This window comes from Alkalilimnicola ehrlichii (assembly GCF_003399765.1).
In the GTDB taxonomy this organism is placed as follows: Bacteria; Pseudomonadota; Gammaproteobacteria; order Nitrococcales; family AK92; genus AK92.
Window position 1 is genome coordinate 43,665 of record NZ_NFZV01000002.1, and the last position, 26,591, is coordinate 70,255.

22 protein-coding genes and 3 pseudogenes are annotated in these 26,591 nt (G+C 59.0%); 6 read left to right on the forward strand and 19 right to left on the reverse strand.

Annotation, left to right across the window (positions count from 1 at the left end; genetic code table 11):
* Window positions 1-2: 2 nt before the first annotated feature.
* The 17 genes and pseudogenes from CAI21_RS02605 to prmB all read right to left on the reverse strand — a co-directional run bounded on the left by CAI21_RS02605 (window position 3) and on the right by prmB (window position 17,915).
* Window positions 3-608: an SPOR domain-containing protein gene (locus CAI21_RS02605; protein ID WP_116300860.1), complete on the reverse strand. Its 606-nt coding sequence runs from the start codon at window positions 606-608 to the stop codon at window positions 3-5.
* Window positions 609-1,877 (reverse strand): bifunctional tetrahydrofolate synthase/dihydrofolate synthase, encoded by a 1,269-nt coding sequence (folC, locus tag CAI21_RS02610; protein WP_116300861.1) that lies wholly within the window; start codon window positions 1,875-1,877, stop codon window positions 609-611.
* Window positions 1,878-1,888: 11 nt separating this feature from the next.
* Window positions 1,889-2,803, reverse strand: coding sequence for an acetyl-CoA carboxylase, carboxyltransferase subunit beta (accD, locus tag CAI21_RS02615; protein WP_116300862.1), 915 nt, complete (start codon window positions 2,801-2,803; stop codon window positions 1,889-1,891).
* 14 nt (window positions 2,804-2,817) lie between these two features.
* Window positions 2,818-3,639, reverse strand: a complete 822-nt coding sequence (gene trpA / locus CAI21_RS02620) for a tryptophan synthase subunit alpha (protein ID WP_116300863.1) — start codon at window positions 3,637-3,639, stop codon at window positions 2,818-2,820.
* Complete coding sequence (gene trpB, locus CAI21_RS02625; protein ID WP_116301035.1) at window positions 3,636-4,859, reverse strand: tryptophan synthase subunit beta; 1,224 nt, start codon at window positions 4,857-4,859, stop codon at window positions 3,636-3,638. The genes trpA and trpB overlap by 4 nt, the downstream gene beginning before the upstream one ends.
* Window positions 4,852-5,478 carry a phosphoribosylanthranilate isomerase gene (locus CAI21_RS02630; RefSeq protein ID WP_116300864.1) on the reverse strand — a complete coding sequence of 209 codons (627 nt, stop codon included), beginning with the start codon at window positions 5,476-5,478 and terminating at the stop codon, window positions 4,852-4,854. Before CAI21_RS02630 ends, trpB begins: the two co-directional genes overlap by 8 nt.
* A gap of 76 nt (window positions 5,479-5,554) precedes the next feature.
* A complete protein-coding gene (gene truA / locus CAI21_RS02635; RefSeq protein WP_116300865.1) occupies window positions 5,555-6,379 on the reverse strand; it encodes a tRNA pseudouridine(38-40) synthase TruA in 825 nt (274 codons plus the stop codon).
* A gap of 117 nt (window positions 6,380-6,496) precedes the next feature.
* Window positions 6,497-7,339, reverse strand: a complete 843-nt coding sequence (locus CAI21_RS02640; protein WP_181919230.1) for a FimV C-terminal domain-containing protein — start codon at window positions 7,337-7,339, stop codon at window positions 6,497-6,499.
* A gap of 95 nt (window positions 7,340-7,434) precedes the next feature.
* On the reverse strand, window positions 7,435-9,003 hold the full coding sequence (locus CAI21_RS02645) for a type IV pilus assembly protein FimV (protein WP_116300867.1): 1,569 nt from the start codon (window positions 9,001-9,003) through the stop codon (window positions 7,435-7,437).
* Window positions 9,004-9,090: 87 nt separating this feature from the next.
* A pseudogene (locus tag CAI21_RS02650) lies at window positions 9,091-10,112 on the reverse strand (aspartate-semialdehyde dehydrogenase).
* Between the two features lie 63 nt (window positions 10,113-10,175).
* Window positions 10,176-11,288 carry an aspartate-semialdehyde dehydrogenase gene (asd, locus tag CAI21_RS02655; RefSeq protein ID WP_116300868.1) on the reverse strand — a complete coding sequence of 371 codons (1,113 nt, stop codon included), beginning with the start codon at window positions 11,286-11,288 and terminating at the stop codon, window positions 10,176-10,178.
* Between the two features lie 78 nt (window positions 11,289-11,366).
* Window positions 11,367-12,452, reverse strand: coding sequence for a 3-isopropylmalate dehydrogenase (gene leuB, locus CAI21_RS02660; protein WP_116300869.1), 1,086 nt, complete (start codon window positions 12,450-12,452; stop codon window positions 11,367-11,369).
* 9 nt (window positions 12,453-12,461) lie between these two features.
* Window positions 12,462-13,106 (reverse strand): 3-isopropylmalate dehydratase small subunit, encoded by a 645-nt coding sequence (leuD, locus tag CAI21_RS02665; protein WP_116300870.1) that lies wholly within the window; start codon window positions 13,104-13,106, stop codon window positions 12,462-12,464.
* A gap of 1 nt (window position 13,107) precedes the next feature.
* Complete coding sequence (gene leuC / locus CAI21_RS02670) at window positions 13,108-14,511, reverse strand: 3-isopropylmalate dehydratase large subunit (protein ID WP_116300871.1); 1,404 nt, start codon at window positions 14,509-14,511, stop codon at window positions 13,108-13,110.
* Between the two features lie 162 nt (window positions 14,512-14,673).
* The gene (locus CAI21_RS02675; RefSeq protein ID WP_116300872.1) at window positions 14,674-15,828 is read right to left on the reverse strand and encodes an MFS transporter; all 1,155 of its coding nucleotides are present in this window, start codon (window positions 15,826-15,828) and stop codon (window positions 14,674-14,676) included.
* Between the two features lie 2 nt (window positions 15,829-15,830).
* Window positions 15,831-16,933, reverse strand: a pseudogene (gene aroC, locus CAI21_RS02680) (chorismate synthase).
* Between the two features lie 58 nt (window positions 16,934-16,991).
* On the reverse strand, window positions 16,992-17,915 hold the full coding sequence (prmB, locus tag CAI21_RS02685; RefSeq protein WP_116300873.1) for a 50S ribosomal protein L3 N(5)-glutamine methyltransferase: 924 nt from the start codon (window positions 17,913-17,915) through the stop codon (window positions 16,992-16,994).
* 201 nt (window positions 17,916-18,116) lie between these two features.
* Here prmB and CAI21_RS02690 point away from each other — a divergent pair.
* From CAI21_RS02690 to asd (CAI21_RS02700), 3 genes and pseudogenes are all read left to right on the forward strand, one after another.
* Window positions 18,117-18,631 (forward strand): annotated as a pseudogene (locus CAI21_RS02690) (SCO family protein); the annotation flags it as partial.
* Between the two features lie 12 nt (window positions 18,632-18,643).
* A complete protein-coding gene (locus CAI21_RS02695) occupies window positions 18,644-18,772 on the forward strand; it encodes a hypothetical protein (protein ID WP_258868889.1) in 129 nt (42 codons plus the stop codon).
* Window positions 18,773-18,810: 38 nt separating this feature from the next.
* The gene (gene asd / locus CAI21_RS02700) at window positions 18,811-19,719 is read left to right on the forward strand and encodes an archaetidylserine decarboxylase (RefSeq protein ID WP_116300876.1); all 909 of its coding nucleotides are present in this window, start codon (window positions 18,811-18,813) and stop codon (window positions 19,717-19,719) included.
* Window positions 19,720-19,755: 36 nt separating this feature from the next.
* On the opposite strand, the gene epmA is transcribed toward asd (CAI21_RS02700), so the two are convergent.
* Window positions 19,756-20,619, reverse strand: a complete 864-nt coding sequence (gene epmA / locus CAI21_RS02705) for an EF-P lysine aminoacylase EpmA (protein WP_309544935.1) — start codon at window positions 20,617-20,619, stop codon at window positions 19,756-19,758.
* Between the two features lie 110 nt (window positions 20,620-20,729).
* Window positions 20,730-21,299: an elongation factor P gene (gene efp, locus CAI21_RS02710; RefSeq protein ID WP_116300877.1), complete on the reverse strand. Its 570-nt coding sequence runs from the start codon at window positions 21,297-21,299 to the stop codon at window positions 20,730-20,732.
* A 275-nt stretch (window positions 21,300-21,574) separates the two neighbouring features.
* Between efp and epmB the strand changes: the two genes are divergently transcribed.
* The 3 genes from epmB to CAI21_RS02725 all read left to right on the forward strand — a co-directional run bounded on the left by epmB (window position 21,575) and on the right by CAI21_RS02725 (window position 26,565).
* Complete coding sequence (gene epmB / locus CAI21_RS02715; RefSeq protein ID WP_309544936.1) at window positions 21,575-22,438, forward strand: EF-P beta-lysylation protein EpmB; 864 nt, start codon at window positions 21,575-21,577, stop codon at window positions 22,436-22,438.
* A 162-nt stretch (window positions 22,439-22,600) separates the two neighbouring features.
* The gene (locus CAI21_RS02720) at window positions 22,601-24,316 is read left to right on the forward strand and encodes a hypothetical protein (RefSeq protein WP_116300878.1); all 1,716 of its coding nucleotides are present in this window, start codon (window positions 22,601-22,603) and stop codon (window positions 24,314-24,316) included.
* Between the two features lie 164 nt (window positions 24,317-24,480).
* Complete coding sequence (locus tag CAI21_RS02725; RefSeq protein WP_116300879.1) at window positions 24,481-26,565, forward strand: EAL domain-containing response regulator; 2,085 nt, start codon at window positions 24,481-24,483, stop codon at window positions 26,563-26,565.
* Window positions 26,566-26,591 lie beyond the last annotated feature (26 nt).

Sequence of the window (26,591 nt, forward strand, 5' to 3'; positions counted from 1 at the left end):
CGTTACGGATGGGATACCACCAGACCAGGCAGCCCCTCCTCCTCCTGCAAGCGGGTTTTCAGCGCGTCCGCCTCGTCGCGTTCGACCACGGGCCCGACACGCACTCGGTAAAATCGACTGCCCTGTGCCTCCGGCGCTTCCACATAAGCCGAAAAGCCGGCTTCGCGAAGACGGTCGCGAAGCCCAAAGGCATTCGACTCTCGACCGAAGCTACCGACCTGAATGGCCCAGGCGGCCATGTCCGAATCGACCGCTTGAGGGCTCGATTGGGTCTCCTCTGCCGCCGCAACGGCCGGAGGCTCGACCTCCACCACTTCGAGCTCCGCTGGTTCCTCGGACGCTTCCTCGCCCTGCCCCGCCGGCGCGGACGCAGTCTGAGAGGGCCTTTCAACCGGTGGTGCCGAAGGCTGCCGTTCGGCTAGCTGTTCGATGTCGGCCGGCTCGGGAATACCGGGAACTTCGGTCATCTGTGGCCGCTGCGGAATTTCGATCGGTACATCCATCGTATGCCGATCGGAAGGCCCGGTTAGCAGCATAGGCAGAAAAATCACCGCCAACGCTACCAACACGGCAGCGCCGATAAGACGTTGCTTCAACCGCTGCTGCATCTAATCGCTCCTAACTTGCAGTAGTTCTTCTACTGTCCGAAACGAACCGAAGACCACGACCCTGTCGCCCCGCTCGGCGACATTTTCTATCACGCTTAATAGCTCGCCGCTCTGGCGTGCTGCGGACACGCACGAGCTTCCGAAACGTTGCCGCAGATACGAGGCAACTTCATCGGCCGGCCTGGCATCGGGGTCCGCCAGACTGAGCGGCAGCCAGGTATCGACCAAGCCTTCCAGGGGCGCGATCACCGCTGGCAATTCTTTCCTCTGCATTTGCGCGAACACTGCCAACGTACGCCCTGCAACAGGGTGGCTACGCAGAAAGGCCGCCAACTCGGCCACACTCTCCCGATTATGGGCAACATCGTAGACCCACTCCACCTTTCCAGGCACGCGCTGGCACCTACCGAGCAAACTCGCCTGTCGAATCCCGCTTACGGCATCTTCTTGCCGTAACGGTAACAGCGATTGCAAACGCTCCAAAACGGCTAACACCGCAGCGGCGTTGCCGTATTGATGATTACCCGACAGCGCGGGCGGCGGCAAGGCATCCCAATGCCATAGGTGGCCCTGATAAGCCCAGTACCCAGCTTCTACTTGACGATACCGATAATCCTGCTCGACACGGTACAACGGGATACCGTTAGCCGCCGTGTAGGCGACGATGCTTTGGGGAATATCGGGCCTACCGAATACGACGGGGCGCCCCCGGCGAGCGACCCCGACTTTTTCCAAGCCGATGCTGTCGCGGTCCGGCCCTAGCCAGTCAGTATGGTCTAAACCAATTGAGCTTATGATGACGCCGTCGGCATCCACAATGTTGACCGCATCGAGCCGGCCGCCCAAACCAACTTCCAAAATCCAAACGTCGCAGGCGCATTGAGTAAACACGTCAAAGGCCGCCAACGTACCGAATTCGAAATAGCTTAAGGTGGTTTCGCCGCGAGCGCGGTCGATTCGGTCGAAAGCCTGCACGATGCATTCGTCCTCGACCGCTTGGCCGGCAACGCGAATGCGCTCGTTGTAGCGGAACAGATGGGGCGAGGTATAACAACCGACGCGATACCCCGCCGCCGTCAGGATCGCCTCCAGAAAGGCCACGCTGGAACCTTTACCGTTGGTACCAGCCACGGTAATAACCGGGCAAGAAGGCGCTAGCAGATCCAGCTCGGCAGCCACTGCACGCACGCGATCGAGTCCAAGATCGATGGCACGCGAATGCAGCGACTGCTGCCATTCCAGCCAGTCATTGAGCTGCGAGAAACGCATTCGAGCGCGACTCAGGCCGTCGGTTCCGGCTCCGCCTCCGTAGTCAAATGTCGCGTCTCCGGCGAAGGCCGGTGAGTAAGCATGGCTAACAACGCCGGCAGCCGATCGCGCATCTCGCGCCGATCCATAATGATATCGATAGCACCATGCTCTAGTAAGAACTCGCTGCGCTGAAAGCCTTCCGGCAACGTTTCCCGTACCGTCTGCTCGATAACACGCGGCCCGGCAAAACCGATCAAGGCGCCCGGCTCAGCAACATTAACATCGCCCAGCATAGCCAAGCTTGCCGACACCCCACCCATCGTCGGATCGGTCAATACGGAAATAAAGGGAATTCCCTCTTCCCGTAATCGCGCTAACGCGGCCGAGGTTTTCGCCATCTGCATCAGCGAAAACAACGCTTCTTGCATACGCGCGCCACCACTGGCCGAGAAGCAAATCAGGGGAATACGCTCCTGCAAGCTCACATCCGCCGCCCGTACGAAACGCTCGCCGACCACCGAGCCCATCGAGCCGCCCATAAAAGCGAATTCGAAAGCCGCAGCCACAACCGGCAAACCTTTGATCGAGCCGCTCATGGCGACTAAGGCATCGTGCTCGCCGGTACCCTTTTGCGCCTGGACCAAGCGGTCTTTATATTTCTTGCTGTCTTTGAATTTCAGCGCATCGACCGGTTGGATGTCGGCGCCGATTTCGTGCCGGGTGTTCTCGTCAAGCAGCAGCTCTAAACGCCGCCGAGCGCCGATCCGCAAGTGATGCCCGCACTTCGGACAGACTTCCATATTACGTTCGACTTCCGGCCGGTATAACACCGCGCTACAGGCATCGCACTTGGTCCACAAACCTTCCGGAACGCTCCGGCTGCGCTCGCTGCTACCGCCCTCGGTTCGAATACGGGAGGGCATTAATTTCTGAAACCAGCTCATTGTTTTGACGTCCTCTAAGCCGTCTCGGTTTGTTGCGCATCCAGTGCTTGCCGCATCTCGCTTAACAGACCGGCCACGGCCTCGCGCATGCGTTGCTCGTCGTCCCTGAGCTCCTCGATTCGTTTGATCAATGCGCTACCGACCACAACGGCATCGGCAACGGCGCCGATGGCTGCGGCACTTTGCGCATCGCGGATACCAAACCCGACCCCTACCGGTAAGTCGCTGGCCTGCCGGATTTCGGTCACTTTGTCCGCCACTGCCGACACATTCAGCGTTGCCGCGCCAGTCACGCCCTTAAGCGAAACATAATAAACAAAACCGCGCGCTGCCGCGCAGATACGCTGCAAGCGTTCGCCCGTGGTTGTCGGCGCGACGAGAAAGATCGGCGCTAACCCTTCGGCATCCATCGCCGCCATGGCCTCGCCGCCTTCCTCCGGCGGTAAATCCACCGTTAGTACGCCGTCGACCCCCGCATCGGCGGCTGCCTTTGCGAAGGTCGCGTATCCCATGACCTCGATCGGGTTGAGATAGCCCATCAGCACGACCGGCGTCTCGTTATTATCGGCCCGAAATTGCCGAACCATCTCGATCACGTCGCGTAGCGTAACATCGTGCACCAAGGCGCGCTCGCAAGCCGCTTGAATAACGGGCCCGTCCGCCATGGGGTCGGAAAAGGGCACGCCTAACTCGATAATATCCGCCCCGGCCTCGACCATCGCGTGCATCAAGCCTACCGTCACCGCAGGCTTTGGATCGCCAGCGGTGATATAAGGAACCAATACTTTACGCTTTTCTGCCGCGCGCGCCGCGAAGGTTTTCTCGATACGGTTCATACTTCGATCCCCTCCAAGCGCGCTACCGTGTTAATGTCCTTATCGCCCCGACCCGACAAGCTCACCACAATCGTTTGATCCGGCCGCATTTCCTGCGCCAACTTAGCGGCGTAAGCCAAGGCGTGGCTGGTTTCCAAGGCGGGCATAATGCCTTCGCAACGCGTTAGATCGTGAAACGCGGTCAGCGCTTCTTGGTCCGTCGCAGCGACATAGCTAGCGCGCTGACAATCCTTAAGCCACGCGTGCTCCGGGCCCACGCCGGGATAGTCGAGCCCGGCAGAAACCGAATGGGTACCGATGATCTGCCCGGATTCGGACTCCATCAGATAGGTACGGTTACCGTGCAGAACGCCCGGCTTACCGGCGCACAAGGGCGCGGCATGGCGACCGGTTGCAATCCCCTCGCCCGCGGCTTCGACGCCGTACATGGCAACGCCTTCGTCCTGCAAAAACGGGTGAAAGAGCCCGATAGCGTTAGAGCCGCCGCCGACGCAAGCCACCAGCGCATCCGGCAAGCGCCCCTCGATCTCCAGAATCTGACGCCGCGCCTCGCGACCGATAATGGTCTGAAAATCGCGAACCATGGCAGGGTAAGGATGCGGACCGGCAACGGTACCGATGATATAAAAGGTATCGTCGACATTGGTCACCCAATCGCGCATGGCTTCGTTCATCGCGTCCTTTAAGGTGCGGGTGCCAGAGCGGACAGGCACGACTTCGGCGCCCAGCAATTTCATCCGAAACACGTTCACCGACTGCCGCTGAACGTCTTCTTCGCCCATATAGACGACACACTTCATGCCGAACCTAGCCGCCACCGTGGCGGTCGCCACGCCATGCTGCCCGGCTCCTGTTTCGGCGATCACGCGCGACTTGCCCATCCGCGATGCAAGCAGAGCCTGTCCAACGGTATTGTTGATCTTATGAGCGCCGGTGTGGTTAAGGTCTTCCCGTTTTAGATAAATGCGGGCACCGCCTAAGCGCTTGCTCCAGCGCTCGGCGTAGTACAGCGGCGAGGGACGGCCGACGAACTCGGCAAGGTCACGGTCGAAAGCAGCCTGGAACTCGGAGTCGTTCCGGAATCGTTCGTAAGCTGCGGTCAGCTCTTCCAAAGCCGCCATCAGGGTTTCCGCAACAAAGCGCCCCCCGTATGGCCCGAAATGCCCTTGAGCATCGGGATAGCGTGTATAATCCACCGTTTCCTGCCTAGTCTCAGTCACGTCCGACACGATTTACCTCGTTAATGAATTCCGCCATCCTAGCCGGATCCTTAATACCTTTCGCTGCTTCGACGCCGCTACTGACGTCGACCGCATAGGGCTTGCATTGTTCAATAGCCTGTCTGACATTCCCGGCGTTTAAGCCGCCGGCGACAATCATCGGCCGGCCCAGCGCCTTCGGCGCCTGCCGCCAGTCGAACGCTTGCCCCGTACCGCCGCTGCCGCCCAGGGCATGGCTGTCCAATAAAAACGCCGTGGCATCCGCATACCGCCGAGCATAAGCTAGCGGGTCGACTCCGCCTCCCATCGGCAAAGCTTTGATGTACCGCCGCGCAAAGGCCGAGCACAATTCAGGGGGCTCGTCGCCGTGAAACTGAAGCAGATCCAAGGGTACCTGTTTTAACACTCGCTCGACGTCGGCGGCCGTCGCGTCAACGAACAAGCCCACGATCGAAGCCAAGGGCGGCAAAGCGGCCACGATCTCCACCGCCTGCGCCGGCTCGATCGAGCGCGAGCTAGGCTTCCAGAAGACGAAGCCCAATGCGTCAGCGCCGAATTCTATCGCGCTGAGCGCGTCCTCCGGCCGTGTAATGCCGCAAATCTTGATCCGGGTACGCACGTCGTGATTTCCTGTTATGTCGTCGGCCGCCGTTAGTCCGACGCCTCACCCACGCCTGGCGGTCCGTTGCCACAGTTTAGCGGTTATCCAAACGCTGAATCGTAACCTGAGCGCCGGCCTTACGCAAAACCGGCAGACTGCCGGACTCGGGCAAGCCGTATTCAGGCGGATAAACGACTTTCACCAAGTACAAACCGCCGGCCGGTGCTGTCACACCCGCCGCCGTGCGGTCTTTGGCCGCCAGGACTTCTCCGGCCCAGCTAACAGGCGCCTCTCCAGCGCCTATTTTCATCAAGGTACCGGCAATATTCCTTACCATATGATGGAGAAAGGCATTTGCCTCGATATCAAGGTAAACAAAGTCGCCGCGGCGCCATACGCTGAGTCGGTCGAGTCGGCGGAACGGGTGCTTCGCCTGGCAGGCAACCGCACGGTACGAGGTAAAATCCTGCTCGCCCAACAACACTTGCCCGGCCTCATGCATCCGTTCGGCATCGAGTTGCTTGTAGGTCCAAGCAACCCTGTCTCGATTCAGCCCAGGGCGTAGCCGGTGACACATAAGCACGTAGCGATAAGCGCGAGACAGGGCACTGAAACGCGCGTTAAACGTCTCCGGCACCGGCTCGGCCCAGCGAAACGATACACCCGGTGGCAGGTTGGAATTGCCGCCTAGCAGCCAAGCATGCATCGGCCGCTCGGCGTTGGTATCGAAATGAATGACCTGCTGCGTCGCATGGACGCCGGCATCCGTACGGCCGGCGCACGTCACCGCGATAGGCTCGGCGGCAATCTTGCTCAATGCTTTCTCAACCACCTCTTGCACGGTCACCCCGTGCCGTTGACGCTGCCAACCGATATAGGCGGCGCCGTCGTATTCCACCCCTAAGGCAATTCTCATGATTCGCTATGCTAAACCGCGTTAAACAAGAGAAGCGGAAGATACACGAAAAAACAGGATGTTGCCTAAAAAAACACCGGGCTAGAACGCCGGTGTTTTTTGGTTGTCGCAGCGTAACGACTAACTCGCTTTCTTCAGCAAGGTTTCGGCTTCAGCGCGCTGGCTGTCGCTACCCTCTTCCAAAACCTCGTCTAACAGACTCCGCGCCCCTTCCTCGTCGCCCATATCCAGATAAGCACGGGCCAAATCGAGCTTAGTGGCGACTTCATCGCCCAGATCGAACACATTATCGGAATCGGACAGCTGCGGCTGGTCCTCGATAGCCTCGTCCGGCGTAGCCTCGGCGCGAGTCGGTTCTAAATCTTCGGGCAAATCGAAATCGAGATGCAGCTCGTCGTCCGTCGTTGGCCCGGCTACCGCCTCTTCCTCTGAGGTCTCGGCAAGCTCTTCGTTCAAGAAGCTGCTCTCGAACTCCAAGGCGTCGTCAGACTCGTAAGCCTGCCGCTCTGACTCCGGTTCGGCTGCAACCGCATCGCGAGCGGCATCGATGTCGAAATCCAACGAGAGTTCGTCGTCCTCGTTTGCCTCGTCGCTTATGGCATCGGCCGCTACCGGTTCTTCCAGCTCACCGGCGTCGAGATCGAAATCGAGCGAGTCGGCGCCGGCCTTGGGTTTGCTTTCCGTCGCTGGCTCGACAAACGCTTCGGCCTCAAGCTCCGCATCGAACTCGTCATCCTCAACAGCCGGCAGATCGTCGCTCAGGGCGGACAGGTCGAACGTCTCTTCCTCAGCCGAGGCGAAGGCCTCGTCGCTCGCTTCATCGGCACTGAAGAAGGGATGCTCGGGAGCAATCTCCCGCCCCATTTCCACTACCTGTTGCCACTCCGGCCCCTGGCCGCGGAGCTGCCCATGCAGGGCTTCCGCATGCGTTTCAAAGCCGGCGCGATTATCCGACAGCGCCATGATCTCTAACATCTTCAAACGCAGGTCTGTACGAGCCGGCTCTCGCTCTAGGGCAAGGAATAAGACTTCTTCCGCCTGCTCGTAACGGCCATGCTCTAAGTAGGCATTCGCCTCGGCGATCGGGTCATGATCCGCTGCGACATCGGCCTCGTCAGAGTCCGGCTCTTGAGCTTCGGCGACCTCGTTCCGGTCGCGTCGTCATCGAATTGGATGCTGACCGGAGCGGCGGCAGCCAGACGCCGACGGCGCACAACTAACCAACCCAACAAGCCCAATAACAGTCCGGTGCCGACCGCCATGCCCATGGTTCGCATATCTTGCAGCAAACCCGGCTCTTCGGGCTCCTCCAAGGGCAGTGCCGGAGCAACAGCCGGACGACTCGACGCTTCGGCCACCTCGGCTACGGTCTGCGCATCGGCGGCCTCGGTAGCTTCGCTCGCCACCTCGGCGGCGACCTCCTCTCCCGCTACGGGGGCTTCTTCGTCGGCTATCGACAAGTCGGGGACAGGCACTTGTGCCGTCTGCTGCTGCTCCATCTGCAGGTTCAGCAAGCGCTCAAGATTCTCCAGTTCTTGCCGCAAGCCATCGACCTGCCGACGTAAATCCTCGTTCTCCGATTGCAGGCTAAGCTCGCTCTCCCGCATCATGCCTAACTCGCGCTGGAGACGCTCGACGCTCTCCTGCGTCGGATTAAGCTCGGCATCGACTAGCGACCCCCCATCCACGGCCAAATCGGCATCGGTGGCCGCAACCACCCGCAGATGGCCATCCGCCGCGGCCGATGCATCACGCGACTGGGCTGGTGTTTCCGGCGTTGGCTCCGACTCGGCCGCCGCGACCGACTCAGGCTCGGGCCGTCGGTGCTCGGCCAACATGCGCTGGATTTCTCGGAACGCGTTCTGCCGGCTGACTTCCGCCATCTCCGAGCCTTCCGGTACGCGCAAGATACTACCGCGACGTAAGCGGTTGATGTCGCCTTCGATAAACGCCTCAGGATTCGCTCTAGCGATGGCAAGCATTGCCTGATGAACGTCGATAGAACCGTCGGGGCGCGCGCGCTCGGCGATCCTCCACAGGCTATCGCCGTCGTTCACGCGATACTGACCGCTAACCACGGCCGCGGTCGGCGCGGCAGGCGCGGGCTCAGGCTCGGTTGTCCAGCGCGGCTCGGGACGGCTCGGCGAAGCGGTTGCACCACGCGTACCGCGCTCGACGCCGCTCCCGACACCTCTGCCTGAGGCGGCGGTCGCAGGCGCAGCGGAAGGCTCATCGGCGTAAACCGGCGGGTCGAGTAGCAGCGTGTATTCGCGCACCATACGACCGCTCGCCCAATTAACTTCGACGAGAAAATCCAGAAAGGGCTCTTTGATGGGCTCGGAGCTAGTCACCCTAATATACGGCCGATCGCCACCTACGACCTCGAATGCAAGATTCGAAAGGAAAAAGGGGCGATCCACGCCGGCCCGATCAAACGCCTCGCTCGGAGCCAGCTCGACGCTTACCGTACGTAGTTCGTCCGGTTGCACGGCATGCAACGGAATACGGGCCGACAAAGGCTGATTAAGTGCCGATCGTGATTCAATAGCTCCCAAGCCGAGAGCAAAAGCCGATGTACAGGCCGTAGCGGCCAATGCGGCGACAAGATGGGCAATTTTACGTGCCATGAGATTCCCTATGACCGGTGGAGTCAGCGTGCTTAGAATGCCGTCCACCTGGCTTTTCTTTGTTGTTGTCTCCCCCCGCGAGCAAACTTACAAGTAGTCGCGGATCAATAGCTCGGCGATCTGCACTGCAGTGAGCGCTGTTCCTCTACGAACATTATCTGCGACGACCCATAAATTCAAACCCTGCGGGTGCGAGATACTGTCCCGAATGCGCCCAACAAATACCTCATCATGTGAGACTCCTTCCGTGACTGCCGTCGGATATCCTCCATCTTCACGCTCGTCAAGGACGCGAATACCCGATGTTTTCGCCAAAATGCGACGCACTTCCTCCGCAACCAGCGGTTCCCGCGTCTCAAGCCTTAGTATATGAGAATCGCCGTAGAATACAGGAACACGCACTGCCGTGACGTCTATTTTTATATGCTCATCAACTAGTATCTTACGCGCCTCCTCCATGATGGTCACCTCTTGATCAGTATAACCATCGTCAAGAAAATCGCCGACCTGCGGTAGACAGTTAAAGGCGATTTGCTTCGGAAACGCTTTTGCCTTGGCCTCGCGCGCATTCAACAGCATCGCCGTCTGTCCGGCGAGCTCATCGATACCGGCCTTGCCGGCCCCGGAAACTGCGGCCAAAGCCGTCACGTTGACATTAAGCACGCCCGCTTTAGCGTGGATCGGCTGCAATACCGTTAATAGCTGTAAAGTCGCCGCGCTTGGGCAAGCCACGATACCCTTTGGGCGGCTTGCCAGCACCTGCGGATTCACGCTGGGAATCGACAGCGGGACGGCAGCATCCCGGCTGAACGCCGAACTGGTATCGATGACGGCGCAACCGGCTGTGGCAGCTTCAGGTGCGAACTCGCGCGCCACCCCGGCATCCGTGGCAAAAACGCAATATCTGCTTGGGCAAAGTCAAACTCGCGCTGGGAGCCTAGCCGAAGGTAACGGTCCTTATATTCGACGCGTTGTCCCACGGCGCTATCTGGGCCTAGGGCATGCACAGCCGCAATAGGCATCTCGCGCTCGGCGATGAGCGCCAAAATGGAACGACCAACTTCGCTCGTCGCGCCGACGAGCGCGACCTCATAGCCCGCGCTTTTCATTCGATTCGCCGCTTCCTTTTACGAAAAGCCCGCACCGAAAACATCGATGCGGGCAGCTCACGATTAGCTGTCGAGCAGAATGCGTAACATCCGCCGCAGCGGTTCGGCGGCACCCCACAGCAATTGGTCGCCCGAGGTGAATGCGGACAGGTACTCGGGCCCCATGTTCAGCTTACGCAGGCGACCGACCGGAACGGTCAAGGTACCGGTTACGGCGGTCGGGGTCAGATCCCGTACCGAGTCTTCTTTCTCGTTCGGAACGACTTTGACCCAATCGTTAGCCTCGGCCAACATGCCGTAGATTTCGTCCAGCGGCACATCGCGAGTGAGCTTGATTGTCATCGCTTGGCTATGGCAGCGCATCGAACCGACCCGCACGCAAAGCCCGTCGATCGGGATAGGGTTGTCGCGACGGCCAAGGATTTTGTTGGTCTCGACGCTCCCTTTCCACTCTTCTTTGCTTTGCCCGTTGTCGAGTTTCTTGTCGATCCAGGGAATCAAGCTGCCGGCCAAGGGCACACCGAAGTGGTCGACCGGAAAACTATCGGCGCGCATCGCCTCGGTCACAGCCCGATCGATGTCTAAGATGCTGCTTGCCGGATCTTCCAGGAGCGATTTCGTTGCGCCGTAAGTCGCCCCCATCTGATTCAGCAACTCGCGCATGTTTTGGGCACCGGCACCGCTCGCTGCCTGGTAGGTCATGGAGGTCATCCACTCGACCAGCCCCGCCTTGAACAAACCGCCCAAGGCCATGAGCGAAAGGCTAACAGTGCAGTTACCGCCGACGTAGGTTTTTACGCCGCGCGCCAAACCGTCTTTGATAACGTCCAGGTTAACCGGGTCGAGCACTAAGATGGCATCGTCTTCCATGCGCAAGGTAGAAGCGGCATCGATCCAATAGCCGTCCCAACCGCTGTTGCGCAAATCCTGATAAACGGCACTGGTGTAGTCGCCGCCCTGGCAGGAGATAATGACATCCATCGTCTTCAACTCATCGATGGACTTAGCATCCTTGAGCGGCGGCACCTCTTTGCCAATGTTCGGCCCAGCCTGCCCCACCTGAGAGGTGGTGAAGAAAATCGGTTCGATAGCGTCGAAGTCGGCTTCCGCCTGCATCCGTTCCATCAGCACGGAACCAACCATCCCGCGCCAACCGACAAATCCTACTCGCTTCATAATATGTCTAACCTCGAGGGTTACTGTGAATTACGATGGGGTGTGCCCGAACGATCGCTGCGCCAGTCAGAAGCAAAATCACGCCTGCTCCCGCAGCGCGGCGATAACGGCGTCGCCCATCTCATGGGTGCCGACCTTTTTCGAGCCTTCGGTATAAATATCCGCCGTACGGTAGCCCTGATCGAGCACTTTGCCTACGGCCTGTTGGATACGGTCGGCCAGCTTTGGTTCACCGAGGCTATATCGCAGCATCATCGCGACCGAAAGAATGGTCGCCAGTGGGTTCGCCACACCCTGCCCTGCGATGTCCGGGGCGGAGCCATGGATCGGCTCGTACATCCCCTTGGCGTTCTCATCGAGCGAAGCGGACGGCAACATACCGATCGAGCCCGTCAGCATTGCGGCGCAATCGGAGAGGATATCGCCGAACATATTCTCCGTAACCACCACGTCGAATTGTTTCGGCGCCCGCACCAACTGCATGGCGGCATTGTCGACGTACATGTGGCTGAGCTCGACGTTCGGGTAATCCTGGGCGACCCGCTCCATCACCTCGCGCCACAGCTCGGAGACTTCGAGTACATTCGCTTTATCGACCGAGCAAACGCGACCGGCACGTTTGCTCGCCACGTCAAAGGCGAGTCGACCGATGCGCTCGATCTCGTCTTCGGCGTAAATCATGGTGTTGTAGCCTTCGCGCTGACCGTCGGCCCGTTCGCGAATCTCTCGCGGCTGACCGAAGTACATACCGCCGGTCAGTTCGCGGACGATCATAATATCGAGGCCGGCAACAACTTCCGGCTTGAGTGCCGAAGCATCGGCCAGCTGCGGATAAAGAATGGCCGGACGCAGATTGCCGAACAGGTTCAGCTCGGAGCGAATCGCCAACAAGCCGCGCTCGGGGCGCAACGGGCGGTCCAGCTTGTCGTACTGCGGCCCACCGACCGCACCCAGCAGCACCGCATGGGCATCGCGCGCCAGTGCCAACGTGTTGTTCGGCAACGGCACGCCTTCGGCGTCGTAGGCGGCACCGCCGATTAGGGCGTGCTCAAGCTGACAGTCGAAATCGAAGGTGCTGCACAGGCACTCCAACACTTTTACGGCTTCGGCAACGATTTCCGGCCCGATGCCGTCCCCCGGCAATACAAGAATCTTCTTGGTCATGTTGTTTCCTTACCCGTTACCGAACAGCCACGGCGCCTGCTGATTACGGCGCTGCTCGTAGGCGCGAATTTCATCGGCATGCTGCAAGGTCAAACCGATTTCGTCTAAGCCGTTAATGAGGCAATGCTTGCGAAAATCGTCGATATCGAAACGCAGCACCTCGCCGCTAGGCGTAGTCACCGTCTGCTCCGGCAAATCGATCTGTAACCGGTACCCCGGGTTCGCCTCGACTTCCTCGAATAACTGCTGCACGGCCTCTTCGCTCAAGGCGATAGGCAATAAGCCATTCTTTAAGCAGTTGTTATAAAAAATATCGCCGAAACTGGGCGCGACGACGGCGCGAATTCCGTAATCGGCTAACGCCCAAGGCGCATGCTCGCGCGAGGAACCGCAACCGAAGTTACGCCGCGCCAACAAAACTTCCGCGCCTTGGTAACGGTCGTGGTTCAACACGAAATCCGGGTTCAGCGGCCGCTGGCTGCAATCCTGCCCAGGCTGCCCCTGATCCAGGTAGCGCCATTCGTCGAACAGATTCGGCCCAAAGCCGGTGCGCTTGATCGATTTCAAAAACTGTTTCGGAATAATGGCGTCGGTATCGACATTGGCACGATCCAGCGGCACCACCAAACCGTCGAGCGTGGTAAACGGCTGCATATCAGAAACTCCTCACATCGACGAAGTGACCGGCAATCGCCGCCGCTGCCGCCATGGCCGGACTCACCAGATGGGTACGCCCGCCGTGACCTTGGCGGCCTTCGAAATTCCGGTTAGAGGTCGACGCGCAGCGCTCGCCGGACTCTAAGCGATCCGCGTTCATCGCCAGACACATAGAGCACCCGGGTTCGCGCCATTCGAATCCGGCCTCCAAAAACACTTTATCCAGCCCCTCTTCCTCGGCCTGCCGTTTCACCAAACCGGAACCGGGCACAACCATCGCCTGCTTAACGCTCGCCGCTACTTTACGGCCCTTTATGACGCTGGCTGCGGCGCGCAAATCCTCGATGCGGGAATTGGTGCAGGAGCCAATGAACACACGGTCGATTTTAATCTCGGTGATCGGCGTCTCCGGCTCCAGCCCCATATACTCAAGCGCCCGCGCCATGCCGGATTTGCGCACCGGATCGGATTCTTTGAAAGGGTTCGGTACGGCGCCATCTACCGGCGCCACCATCTCGGGCGAGGTTCCCCAGCTGACCTGGGGCTTGATGTCCGCCGCATTAAGCCGCACCACCCGGTCGAACTCGGCATCGGCGTCGCTTTTCAGCTCCCGCCAGGCGGCAACGGCTTGCTCCCAAACGTCGGCCTTGGGCGCAAACGGCCGGCCTTTTACGTAGTCGATGGTCTTATCGTCCACGGCCACCATACCGCAGCGCGCGCCCGCTTCGATGGCCATGTTGCATACCGTCATTCGCCCTTCGACGCTAAGCGCGCGGATGGCGTCGCCGCCGAACTCGATGGCATAGCCGGTACCACCGGCAGTACCGATCTCGCCGATAATAGCCAGCACGATATCTTTGGCCGTCACGCCCGGGCCGATCTCGCCGTCGACGCTCACCAGCATCGCCTTGGATTTATGCTGCATGAGCGTTTGCGTGGCCAACACGTGCTCGACCTCGGAGGTCCCGATGCCGAACGCCAAAGCGCCCAGCGCGCCATGAGTCGATGTGTGCGAATCGCCACAGACGACCGTCATCCCCGGCAGGGTCGCGCCTTGCTCGGGGCCAATGACATGAACGATCCCCTGTCTTGGGTCGTTCATATCGAATTCGGTAATGCCGTAAGCCCGGCAGTTACTATCCAGTGTTTCCACCTGTAGCCGGGAAACCGGGTCGCTAATACCCTGGCTACGGTCGGTGGTCGGTACATTGTGATCGGCGACAGCAAGGCTGGCACTAACACGCCACGGCTGCCGTCCGGCTAGCCGCAGCCCCTCGAAAGCCTGCGGCGAGGTCACCTCGTGCACCAGGTGACGGTCGATATACAGCAACGTAGAGCCGTCGTCGTTATGACGCACGACGTGCGCATCCCACAATTTGTCGTAAAGAGTCTTACCGGCCATACAACACTCGATAGTCTGTGGTTTGATCCAAGCGTCGTCGCAACCTAGCGCCCAACGACGTCCTTAGCCCAGATACTCGGATCGGCCATTATAACGGATTCAGAGAATTCTAGCGTGCCCCTGTAACATGAAGGGCGAGAAACACGCCCAAACCGAGTTCGCTCAGTCACCGACCCGACGCCCGGGAATCTGGGTATAGGCGATAATGGCGGTCACAGCGGCTAGCACGGCCGCGGCATAAAACGTCGTCTCGCCACCGACGACATCCCACAAATAACCGCTAATCAACGCCCCGACAGCAACCCCGGCGCCAAACGTGAGACTGCTATACAGCGCCTGCCCGCGCCCCTGATTGGGCCCGACAAAATAACGGTTTACCAGCTGAATACCCACCGCGTGATATACGCCATAGGTGGCCGCATGCAGCAATTGGGCGCCGAACAATACCGGCAACAGATCGGCAAACTCGCCGATCAACCACCAGCGCAAAGCTGCCAATAGCAACGTTGCCGTCATCAGCAAGCGGGCGCCGAACCGCGGCAACAAACGATGCATGAGTAAGAAAACGCCGATCTCCGCCACCACGCCGACAGCCCAGAGCGCGCCGACTAAAACGCTGGAATAGCCTTGATCCTGTAGATAAATACTATAGAAGGCGTAATACGGACCGTGACTGGCTTGCAGCAGAAAGCAAACAATGAGAAACCCCAACACATGGGGCTGCAAAGCAACTTTCAGAAAACCCGGCTCTGCCCGGCTCACCCTCTCCTGCCGGCGTTCGGGCGTGAGAAAGCTAGAAACCGTCAAGGCAAAGAAAAACAATAAAATGGTCAGCGGCAAGACCGCCTCGCCAAAGTAATCGATCAGCTCGCCAACTCCGATGACGGCGACAATAAACCCAACCGACCCCCATAAGCGGATGCGACTGTAATCCTGTTCGCGCCCCTGCAGGTGATTCATGGTGTTGGCTTCATACTGAGCCAGGCAGGCGTTCCAGAAGAAACTGAACAAGGCCATCACGCCAGCCAACCACCAATACCCGGAGCCAAGAAAAACGCCGAGAAAGGTCAACAAGGCAACGGCGCTGGCGAGCCGAACGATAAACATTCGCCGTCCGCTGCGATCCGCCAACCAGCCCCATAGGTTGGGCGCCACTATGCGCGTGGCATGCAGGATAGCCATGAGTTCGCCGATTTCCGCGGCGCTAAACCCCTGCCCACGGAGATACGGCCCCCAGTAGGGGACCAGCGCCCCTAGGATGGCAAAGTAGAAGAAGTAAAAGTTAGATAGCCGCCAGTACGGTAAACCCGCCGTCATCCTCACTCATCCGGCGTGGCGGGTATAATCGGCGTACCGGAATCGACATCTTGATTTTGCGCCCGATGACGCAAAGCGTGATCCATTAGGGTCAAAGCCAACATAGCTTCGGCTATCGGCGTTGCCCGAATTCCGACACAGGGATCGTGACGGCCGGTCGTCACTACCTCTACCGGCTGCCCGTGCACATCGACCGACCGCCCCGGCACGCGAATGCTGGAAGTTGGCTTGAGCGCGATATGCGCGACAATCGCCTGCCCGGTGGAAATACCGCCCAGCACACCGCCTGCGTGATTACTCAAAAACCGGCCGGAGCGATCTCATCGCGATGCTCGCTACCCTTTTGCGCCACGCTGGCAAATCCGGCACCTATTTCCACCCCTTTGACGGCGTTAATACTCATTAGGCCATGAGCGAGTTCGGCGTCGAGGCGATCGAAAATCGGCTCCCCCCAGCCCGGCGGAACCCCCTCGGCGATAACCGTCACTTTAGCGCCGACCGAATCGCCGTCTCGACGCAGTCCATCCACATACGCTTCCAGTTCGGGCAGACGCTCGGGGTCGGCACAGAAAAAAGGGTTCTCGCCAACCGCTTCCCAATCGTGCAGTGCTAACTCATAAGGGCCGAGCTGGGACAAATAGCCGCGAATACGCACGCCGTAGCGCTCGCTTAAGTACTTCTTAGCAATTGCGCCCGCCGCCACGCGCATAGCCGTTTCCCGCGCCGACGAACGCCCGCCGCCACGGTAGTCGCGCACCCCGTACTTCTGTCGGTAAGTGTAGTCGGCATGGCCAGGCCGAAACTGCTCGGCGATTTTCGAGTAATCCTTCGAGCGCTGATCGGTATTCTCAATCAACAAGCCGATCGGCGTACCGGTGGTGCGCCCTTCAAAGACGCCGGAGAGAATCCTCACCTGGTCGGGTTCGCGCCGCTGCGTCGTGAACCTCGATGTGCCAGGCTTGCGGCGATCCAGATCCGCTTGCAGATCCGCCTCGCTCAACGCCAGCCCCGGCGGACAACCGTCGACGATACACCCCAGAGCCGGACCATGGCTTTCGCCAAAGGTAGTCACCGTGAACAGCTTGCCGAAGGTATTACCAGACATCGCTTTTTCCGAATCCTTGTTAGCGTTAGGGAGTAAACGCGGCGCCTATGTGCTCTGTTTAAGGGCGCAGATAGGCGCGGCAGTCGCGGATTTGCTCGGCGGTCAGCAAGAATACGCCGTCCCCGCCGCGTTCGAAATCGAGCCATAAGAACGGCACGTGGGGATAAGCTGCCTCCAGGGCGGGGGCGCTATTACCGACTTCCACGATTAACACGCCGTTCTCGGTTAAGCGCTCCTCGGCCTGCGCAAGAATCCGCCGCACGATATCCAAGCCATCGCTACCGCCGGCCAGTCCAAGCTGCGGCTCACGCTGAAACTCCAACGGTAACCGCGACATATCCTGCAAATCGACGTACGGCGGATTACTGACGATGATATCGAAGCGCTGTTCGGCAGGTATGCTTTCGAACAAATCGGATTGACACAATTGCAACTGCTCGCCGACGTGATGGCGATCCACATTCACCTTGGCCACTTCCAGTGCCGACGGGGACACATCCACAGCCGTCACCTGCGCATCGGGGAAAGCATAGGCGCAAGCGATCGCAATGCACCCGCTGCCGGTTCCAAGGTCCACCACTTGCCGTACCGCATCCGGATCGACCCAGGGTTCGAACCGCGCCTCGATCAACTCCGCAATCGGCGAACGCGGCACCAAGACGCGCTCGTCGACGTAGAACGGCAACCCCATGAACCATGCTTCATGCGTTAAATACGGCAACGGCAAACGTTCCCGAATACGCCGATTAACACGCGCCACCACAGCCTCGCGCTCGCTGCGCGTCAGCTTGGCACCGAAATACAAGGACGGCAGATCCATCGGCATGTGCAAGGTATACAGCACCAACGCGGCGGCCTCGTCCAGAGCAGTCTCGGTACCATGACCAAAAACCAAACCGGCTTCTTGAAATCGGCTTGCCGCCCAACGGACATAATCGAGCACGGTTTCTAATTCGGCGGGAGCTTCGCTGAGGGTTTCCATACGGTCTGTCCAAACGTTAAAACGCTCGTGATGATACCGAATTCGGCGCAGTTCGTCTCACCGATTTTGCGCAAGCTATCGAACTTGGGATACGCGCTCATCGCGTTGCAGCCTAGCCGAAAAGATAACTCGGCGCCTGCGCGAGGCATTTGCGACATCTCACTGATGCAAGCTTAAAAAGCTTGTGAAATAATGCTGCCCATGAACACCACGAACACAACCCCCAAATACCTCATCCCCTTATTATTAGCAGTGGCGCTGGCCGCGCTGCTCGTCGGCGTCTGGGCTGCTTCCGGCTTTCTCGATGCGAGCCGCGATAGCAAACCGGACGACTTGGTAAGCGCGACGTATTTGGCAGGCGGCAAACCCGTCGTTGAGTTCGCGCTGATCGACCACCACGGCGAGCGGTTCGACAATGCTCGTCTGCAAGGCCAATGGACATTCCTCTTCTTCGGCTTCACCTATTGCCCGGATATCTGCCCTATGACACTGGCGGTACTCGACGAAGTCGAAGAGGAGCTGCGCCAAAACGGCACCGACATTAACCTGAAAACCGTTTTTGTCTCGGTCGATCCGGCCCGCGACACCCCGGAGCGTCTGGCGGATTACGTGCCGTTTTCAATCCCAACTTTCTCGGCGTAACCGGAGAAGACCCGGAACTGGAGAAACTCACCCGCGATCTGGGCATTCTCTACATACGGCACGACGAAGGCGGCGAGGAGCATTACATGGTCGACCACAGCTCGTCTTTACTGTTGTTCGACCCGCAAGGCGAGCTGGTGGCTCTATTCCGCGCGCCGCACCACGCGGAACCGATCGTCCGGGATCTGGTCGAAATTCACGGTTTTCACCGCTAACGGAATTCTAAATCAGCGTCAGGGCATAAGCCGAACCTATGAGCACATCCAAATCGCGCGAAACCGCCAGTTTTAGCGACTGGGCGAAAAGCCTACCCTTATATCCGCTCCCGCATCACGCGATTTCGCGCCTGACGCTGGCGGTTACCCGCTGCCGCTGGTCTTGGCTGAAAAACGCATTAATCAACGCTTTTGTCCGCGCTTTCAAAGTGGATATGAGCGAAGCGGCAGCGCCGGAAGCAACGGCATACGAACACTTCAACGCCTTTTTCACGCGGGAGCTAAAACCCGGTGCGCGGCCGCTGCCCGATTCGCCCACGGCGATCATCAGCCCGGCCGACGGTGCGATCAGCGCCATCGGACCTATCGAGCACGACCAACTCTTGCAGGCCAAAGGTCACACCTACTCGGTAGCCGATTTACTCGGCGGCGATACCGAATTGGCGCAACGCTTCCACGGCGGCCGCTTCGTCACGGTTTATCTTTCGCCCAGGGATTATCATCGCATTCACATGCCTTGCGCGGGCAAGCTGCAACGGATGATTCACGTTCCCGGTCGCTTGTTCAGCGTCGGCGCTCATACGGTACGTACTGTGCCCCGCTTGTTTGCACGTAACGAGCGCGTCGTTAATCTGTTTGAGGGCGAGCACGGCCCTATGGCTATCGTCCTGGTAGGCGCCATCAACGTCGGCAGTATCGAAACTGTCTGGTCGGGGGTGGTCACCCCGCCGGCCGGCAAACGCGTCCGCAGCTGGGAGTACGACCAACAAAACGCAACGCAATTGGCTCGCGGCGACGAACTTGGCCGCTTCAACATGGGCTCTACCGCGATCGTTTTATTCGGCCCCGGCCAAATGGAATGGGATAACACGCTCGAAAACGAGCAAAAAGTCCGCATGGGACAAGCGCTGGGCGAGCTTACCGTGGAGCAAAAGCAAAGCGCGTAATTAAGAAAATCGACCGCGCGCAAAGGAAGAAAGGCGCTAAGCACGCTCGATAGGAAACGCCAAAACCTCGTCGATAGCGTTAGCGCCGCACACCAACATAATCAGGCGATCCAACCCGACAGCCACACCCGCACACGCTGGCAAGCCCGCCGCCAACGCCGCCAGTAGCCGCCGATCCGTAGTCGGTGCCGGCAAACCCTGCGCCGTCCGCGCCGCCTGCTCGGCGGCAAAGCGCATCTGCTGCTCTGTCGGGTCCGTCAGTTCATGAAAGCCGTTGGCAATTTCCATACCGCCTATGAATAGCTCGAAACGCTCGGCGACAGGAGGGCTGCCCTCGCGTATTCGGGCCAAGGCGGCCTGAGACGCAGGGAAATCGGTAATAAACGTGAAACGCTCGGCCGCCAGGGCCGGCGTAACGATGCACGACAACAATAAATCCAACCAGTTATCGTGCCCGCTCAAACCCTTCGGATAAGGCACATCCCAGCGCTCGGCACACGCTCTCAAATCCGCCTCGTCGGCAGTAAACGGATCGACCTCGGCGTAGCGTAAAAAGGCATCGCGGTACGTCAAGCGCTGCTCGGGGTGCGGCCCGAGCAGCAGCGTCGCCAGCTCAGCCACTTCGTCCATCAATTGGTAATGGTCGAAACCGACGCGATACCATTCCAGAATGGTGAATTCGGGGTTATGCCGCCGCCCTCTTTCGTCGGCTCTGAACGCTCGGCACAACTGGTAGATAGAGCCGCTACCCGCCGCCAGCAGGCGCTTCATGGCAAACTCGGGCGACGTCTGCAACCATAAGCGCCCGTCCGCCGGCGCTCCCGGCCCGTTATACCGGCAATCGAAACTAGCTAGCTGAGGGTCGCTATTCGCCGCTGCGGACAGCAAGGGCGTTTCCACTTCCCAAACGCGCGCGCGCGAAAAACGCCCTTACGGCGGCAAGCACCTCGGCTCGCCGCCGCAGATTACTCAACGGCGCGCTGGGAAACCAATCGGCACTCAACGTCGGGTCAGTCCTTCACGCGCGAAACGTATTCGCCGCTACGGGTATCGACCTTCAACACTTCGCCCACTTCGATAAACAACGGCACGCGCACCACCGCACCCGTCTCCAGCGTTGCCGGTTTGCCGCCGCCGCCACTGGTGTCCCCGCGTACGCCGGGGTCGGTATCGGTCACGGTCAGTTGAACGAAATTCGGCGGCTCTACCGTGAGCGGCTCGTTATTCCATAGCGTAACGGTGCATACATCCTGCTCTTTGATCCACTTCACCGCATCGCCCACCGCAGCCTGTCCTGCGCTATGCTGCTCAAAACTGGCCGGGTCCATGAAGTGCCACAGATCGCCGTCGTTGTAGAGATACTGCAACTCTACCTCTACGACGTCGGCCGCCTCCACGCTATCGCCGGACTTGAACGTACGTTCAATGACGCGCCCCGTTTTGAGGTTGCGCACTTTAACGCGGTTGAATGCCTGACCTTTGCCGGGCTTAACGAACTCGTTCTCAACGATCGCATACGGATCGCCGTCGAGCATAATTTTTAGCCCGCCCTTGAACTCGTTAGTACTATAAGTCGCCATCGGATCCTCATTTATCGAGCAATATAACGGAATTCGGGCATCCTAACGGAAAACCGAGTCGGTTAGAATATCCAACCTCGGCAGCAAGGAGCCTGAATAATCATGAGTCTAATAGCGGCCGCCACTCCGCCTCGTTGGCAACAAGAACTCGCTCGCGCCATTCGCGATCCGGCCGAACTGCTGAATATCCTACGTCTGGAAGACGATTTGCTACCTGCCGCGAAGGCGGCCGCGAAGCTATTTCCCCTACGGGTTCCAAGGGGTTACGTCGCCGCATGCGGCCGGGCGAGCCTAACGATCCTTTGCTACGGCAAGTACTCCCGCTGGGGGTCGAATGCAACCCCGCCGCGGACTTTCTGACCGATCCGGTCGGCGATCTGCAAGCGATGACAGCCGACGGCGTGCTGCACAAATATCATGGCCGGGTTTTACTGGTCCTTACCGGCGCCTGCGCCATTCACTGCCGCTATTGCTTTCGCCGCCACTTTCCTTACGCGGAGGCTCACGCCGGGCGGCAGCGCTGGCAGGATGCCTTGAATTACCTGTACGAGCACCCGGAAGTGGACGAAGTCATCTTAAGCGGCGGCGACCCGCTGTCGCTTAACGACCGTCGATTAAGCGATCTAGCGCAAAAGCTCGCGGCCATCCCCCACCTCAAACGGCTTCGTATTCACAGTCGGCTACCGATCGTTCTGCCGGAGCGGCTCACCGACGATTTACTGGCCTGGTTCGCAGGCAACCGATTACAACCTATTATGGTGGTCCACGCCAACCATGCGCAGGAAATCGACCAACGCGTCGCCGAAGGGCTGCTTAAGCTCAAACAAGCCGGGGTAACCCTCCTCAACCAAACCGTTCTGCTACGCGGGATCAACGATTCGGCCGCGCATTTATCCGAACTCAGTCATCGCCTGTTCGAAACCGGCACCCTCCCGTACTACCTTCACCTACTCGATAAAGTTCAAGGTGCCGCCCATTTCGATATCCCCGAGGCGGAAGCAAAACGCCTCCTCGCCGAACTAAGCACTTGTCTGCCCGGCTATCTGACACCAAAACTGGTAAAAGAAGAAGCTGGCAAGCCTAACAAAACCCTGTTGCCCCCTCGTATGCCGTTAGCGGACGAAACCCGTAGCGGATAAACGTTAGCTGGGGGAGTTCTGCAATTCCCGCGGGATTCGCTATAGTCAAAAGACAACAGAGAGAAACTAACGACGCACAGGCCGCGCAGCGGCCTCCCCTGCCGGGATGGCCGTTCCGCCTCATGCTGTTACACCATAAATACAAATACAAGGACGAACGGGATGATTGCTTCAGCCATGGATACGGACCGGCGACCCCAGCAACCTGCAAACCCCGCACCGGAGTTACCTCCGCAATGGCAGCGCAGACGACTGCGCCGTTGGCTCGCCGAGCTGCCCGTTGCCGACCTACACCGAACGGCCCACTTACTCCACGCAGCGCTCATTCAGCTGCGTCAAAGCAAGCTACCGCCAGCCAAACGCTTTGCCTGCATCGAGCTATTACGGCCGCACGTCAAATACACCGTAGAGGGCTTGCAACCACATATCGTCTCCGCCGAATTCCCGCTACCGCGTAACGCCACGGCCACCGTTACCCTCGTACAGGCTCTACTTCGAGAAACAGCCCGCTGTTACCATACATTCAGCCTTGAGAAGCTGCAGGGCGAGAAGACCCTCAACCTACGCACCCTAGCCATTGCGATTGCCCGCAGTCTTCACTACTCCGGGCTGCTACTCATGGAGTCTTACGCAACGTTTCAGGATCCACCCCCCGGCTTGTGGCGACGCATTCATACACTTTATCAATTGGCCGACAGCGAGCAGCTGACGGAGAGGAACGTCGAGGAACCGGAGAGCCCAAACGGTAAAACCACCGTTTCTCGGTGCTATAAACATATCTTACTCTTCGCCGCCGCCCACCCCTACGGTTTGGCGCCCGAAGGCACCCGCCAGTTGTACCGATCGCTAGCACGTTGGGCGAATTACTTGCAGCTCGCACCGGAACCGGGCACCCCGCTACTGCGGGCCAAGCTCTGGGTCGATACCGGTTCCGACATCCCGCCCACTCCGGTGACCGGGCAACCCTCCGCAGCCGGCCGTGTCTACCTTCTATCAACCGATGCACTCAAGCCCGAACTGGAAAAATACCTACAACCGCGTCGCCCCCGGTGGCGATTCTGGCAACCTGAAGAACGCCCCGCGGACGCTTGTTTGCTTGAGAAAGTAAGCTTCGCGGTCATGGCTCGCCCTACCCGACAACCGGCTGACGGACAACTGCACGCCGTCACCGGACTACTACAAGCCAATCGACATTTATCTTTTGTCAACGGTTTGGACGATCGGCTTACCGGCGCTTCGATGCGGTTTCAAACGCCGCCGCCCAAGGCGGCCGTCAAACACCGCCGCTCATCGCCATCGTCGCCGTCAAGGCACACCGACGCTATCAGCGAGAAAAACTCACCTCCGCTCGTAAGCCGCTGGCGAATCGTCAACACCTGCGAACGCGGTTATTGCCTGCACGCCGACCTCAAACAGCCGATCAAAGTACAAATCGGCGACATCATCGCGCTTAAGCAGCGCATAGACGGGGCGCCGAAGTGGGAGTTGGCGACGATCAAATGGGCGCGGTTCTCGGATCGCCACGGTTTAAGAATCGGCGTTCATGTGCTCGGGGCCGATCCGGTTCCTGCCATCACTTGGCCGCTATCCCGTAATCGCACGGCCCAGCCACCTAATCGCTCGCTTATCTTATTAAATCCCTACGATGTCCACGGCACGCCAACACTGGTAACGCCCCGCCTAGGTTATACCCCCCAACGTCAGGTACTCTTAAAGAGCCTTGAGGGCCAAACAGAGGTAACATTACTCGACGAGGTTGAGTCGGACGGCTTGTTTTCGCAGTATGCGTTTCGGGCTCCGGCTTCGACCGCGTCCAAGGAAACCGCCGTCACCACAGGCAAGGCACGGCCGGATCGCGCCAAGAGCGACGACGGCTAAAACGAACGCGATGGTAAAGGAACCCTTCGCTTTCCGTGCCTTACGACGTTGTGGCGGCAAAATGCCGTAGAAATAAAGATCCACCTCGGGCTAAAAAACAAGATGCACTGGTGGGGAGTGCTCTGATTCTGACAGGCCGAGCGCTGGCTTGAAATGAGGAAGATATGGGTCATCAAGAGGACGATATTCTCCGCCTTCTCATCGCAGAAGAATCGCTCAACGATGCAGAAATGCTCATCAGCGTGCTACGCAACGCGGGGCACGCAGTTCGCGCCACCCGGATCGAAGACGAAGAGGATTTACGCCAAGAACTTGATCGCAAAGGCTTCGAGCTGTTTTTGTATGCCGTTGAGTTCGAGGGCCTGCCATTAGAGTCCGCTCAACACATTGTGCATCAGTCCGGTAAGGACATCCCCATTCTTGCGGTTAGCGACCGGGACGACAACGCTACCCGACTTGAAGCGCTCAAACTCGGCGCTGCCGACTTGATTAGCAAGCATGATCTCGACCATCTGCAACTTGTCGTCGCCCGAGAGTTAAAACACCTCAAGGACCGTCGCCGCCTGCGGCGGCTCGAAGCCTCCTTAAGAGAAACCGAGCGTCGCTGTTATACGCTGCTCGACAGCTCTCGCGACCCTATCGCTTACGTCCACGAAGGGATGCACATTTATGCTAACCCTGCCTACTTGGAGAAGTTCGCTTACGCTGAGTTAGACGATATCGAAGGGATGCCGCTGCTGGACATGGTGACCCCGACCTATCAAGCCGAGCTGAAAACATTCCTGCGTCAGTATCAAAAAGGGAAAGCCGACAATAACGAACTTGAGCTTAGCATGCAGGGCCCGGACCAGGACCCCGTTGCGGTACGCATGGCTTTCTCCCCCGCCAGCATCGACGGCGAACCCTGTACGCAGATCCTTCTTCGCGATACCGGTACGGTCGACCGCCAGCTCGCCGAGCAGCTCGATACGCTAAGTAAACAAGACGTACTCACAGGCTTATACAACCGCACCTATTTCCTTGAGCAACTGGAGAAGACGATCGCGCAAACCCTCGACGGCGAGGGCAGTCACGGTCTGCTCTATATCCACCTCGACAACTTGGACCGGTTGCGCCAATCGGCCGGCATTACCGCCGTCGACGCCGCAATCGGCCAATTCGGTCAACTGGTAGCGACGGAAGTCGGTCAGGAAGGGGTCAGCGCCCGCTTCGCCGACGAGGTATTTACCGTGCTTGTTGCCGACAAAGGCGTGCACGAGACGATTGCGCTTGCCGAGGCTATCCGACAACGTATCGAAGAGCACGTTGCGGAAACCAACGGACGCACCGTGACAACCACGTGCAGCATCGGCATCAGCATGCTCGGCGACTCCGGCTATAGCGCCCATCACACGGTGAACGAGGCGCAACAAGCCGCCGAAGCTGCCCGCGCCGGCGGCGGCAACAAGGTTGAACTCTACGCAACCGGCGCTGAAGACGGCGACGGTTCGGATTTGCGTCAGCACCTCCGTGCCGCTATCGACGACGGCGACTTTTTCCTCGTTTATCAGCCGGTAGCCAGCTTGAAAGGCGACCACCGAGAACGTTACGAGGTAAGAGTACGGCTACGCGGCGACAACGGTAACACCATAGAGCCGGCCAACTTCATGCCGCAGGCCGAAGAGCTCAAGCTAACGGCCGATATCGATCGCTGGGTTGCCGAACATGCTATTCAAACCTTGGCAAAACGCCTGGCGGCAGACCACGACACCTTGCTGCTCGTGAAAATCTCCGGCGCCACGCTTGCCGATAACAAGCAGTTTCTGAAATTTGTCGATCAACAGCTGAAACGACATGGCGTAAGCGGCCAACACTTGGTGTTTCAGATCAACGAATCGGTTGCCGTGACGCAACTGAACCAAGCCAAGGAAACCTTCCGCGGCTTAAAAGCCTTACAATGCGGCTTCTCCCTCGACCGTTTCGGCAGCGGTTTGAACTCTTTCCAATTGCTCAAGCACTTGCCGGCCGATTATTTAAAACTCGATCGGACCTTGACGCAAACGCTCCCTGACAACGAAGAGACGCAGGAACTGGTTCAGCAAACGATCGAGACGGCCCATTCCATGAATCGAAAAGTCATCGCCGGTTATCTGGACGACATCAGCAGCTTGGCAAAAATTTGGCAGTTCGATGCCGATTTTGTGCAGGGAGATTTTCTACAGGAACCGGAAACGGAGATGCACTATGACTTCTCCGGTATGGTGATCTAAACCGACGCTAGCTTAGCATGCCAACG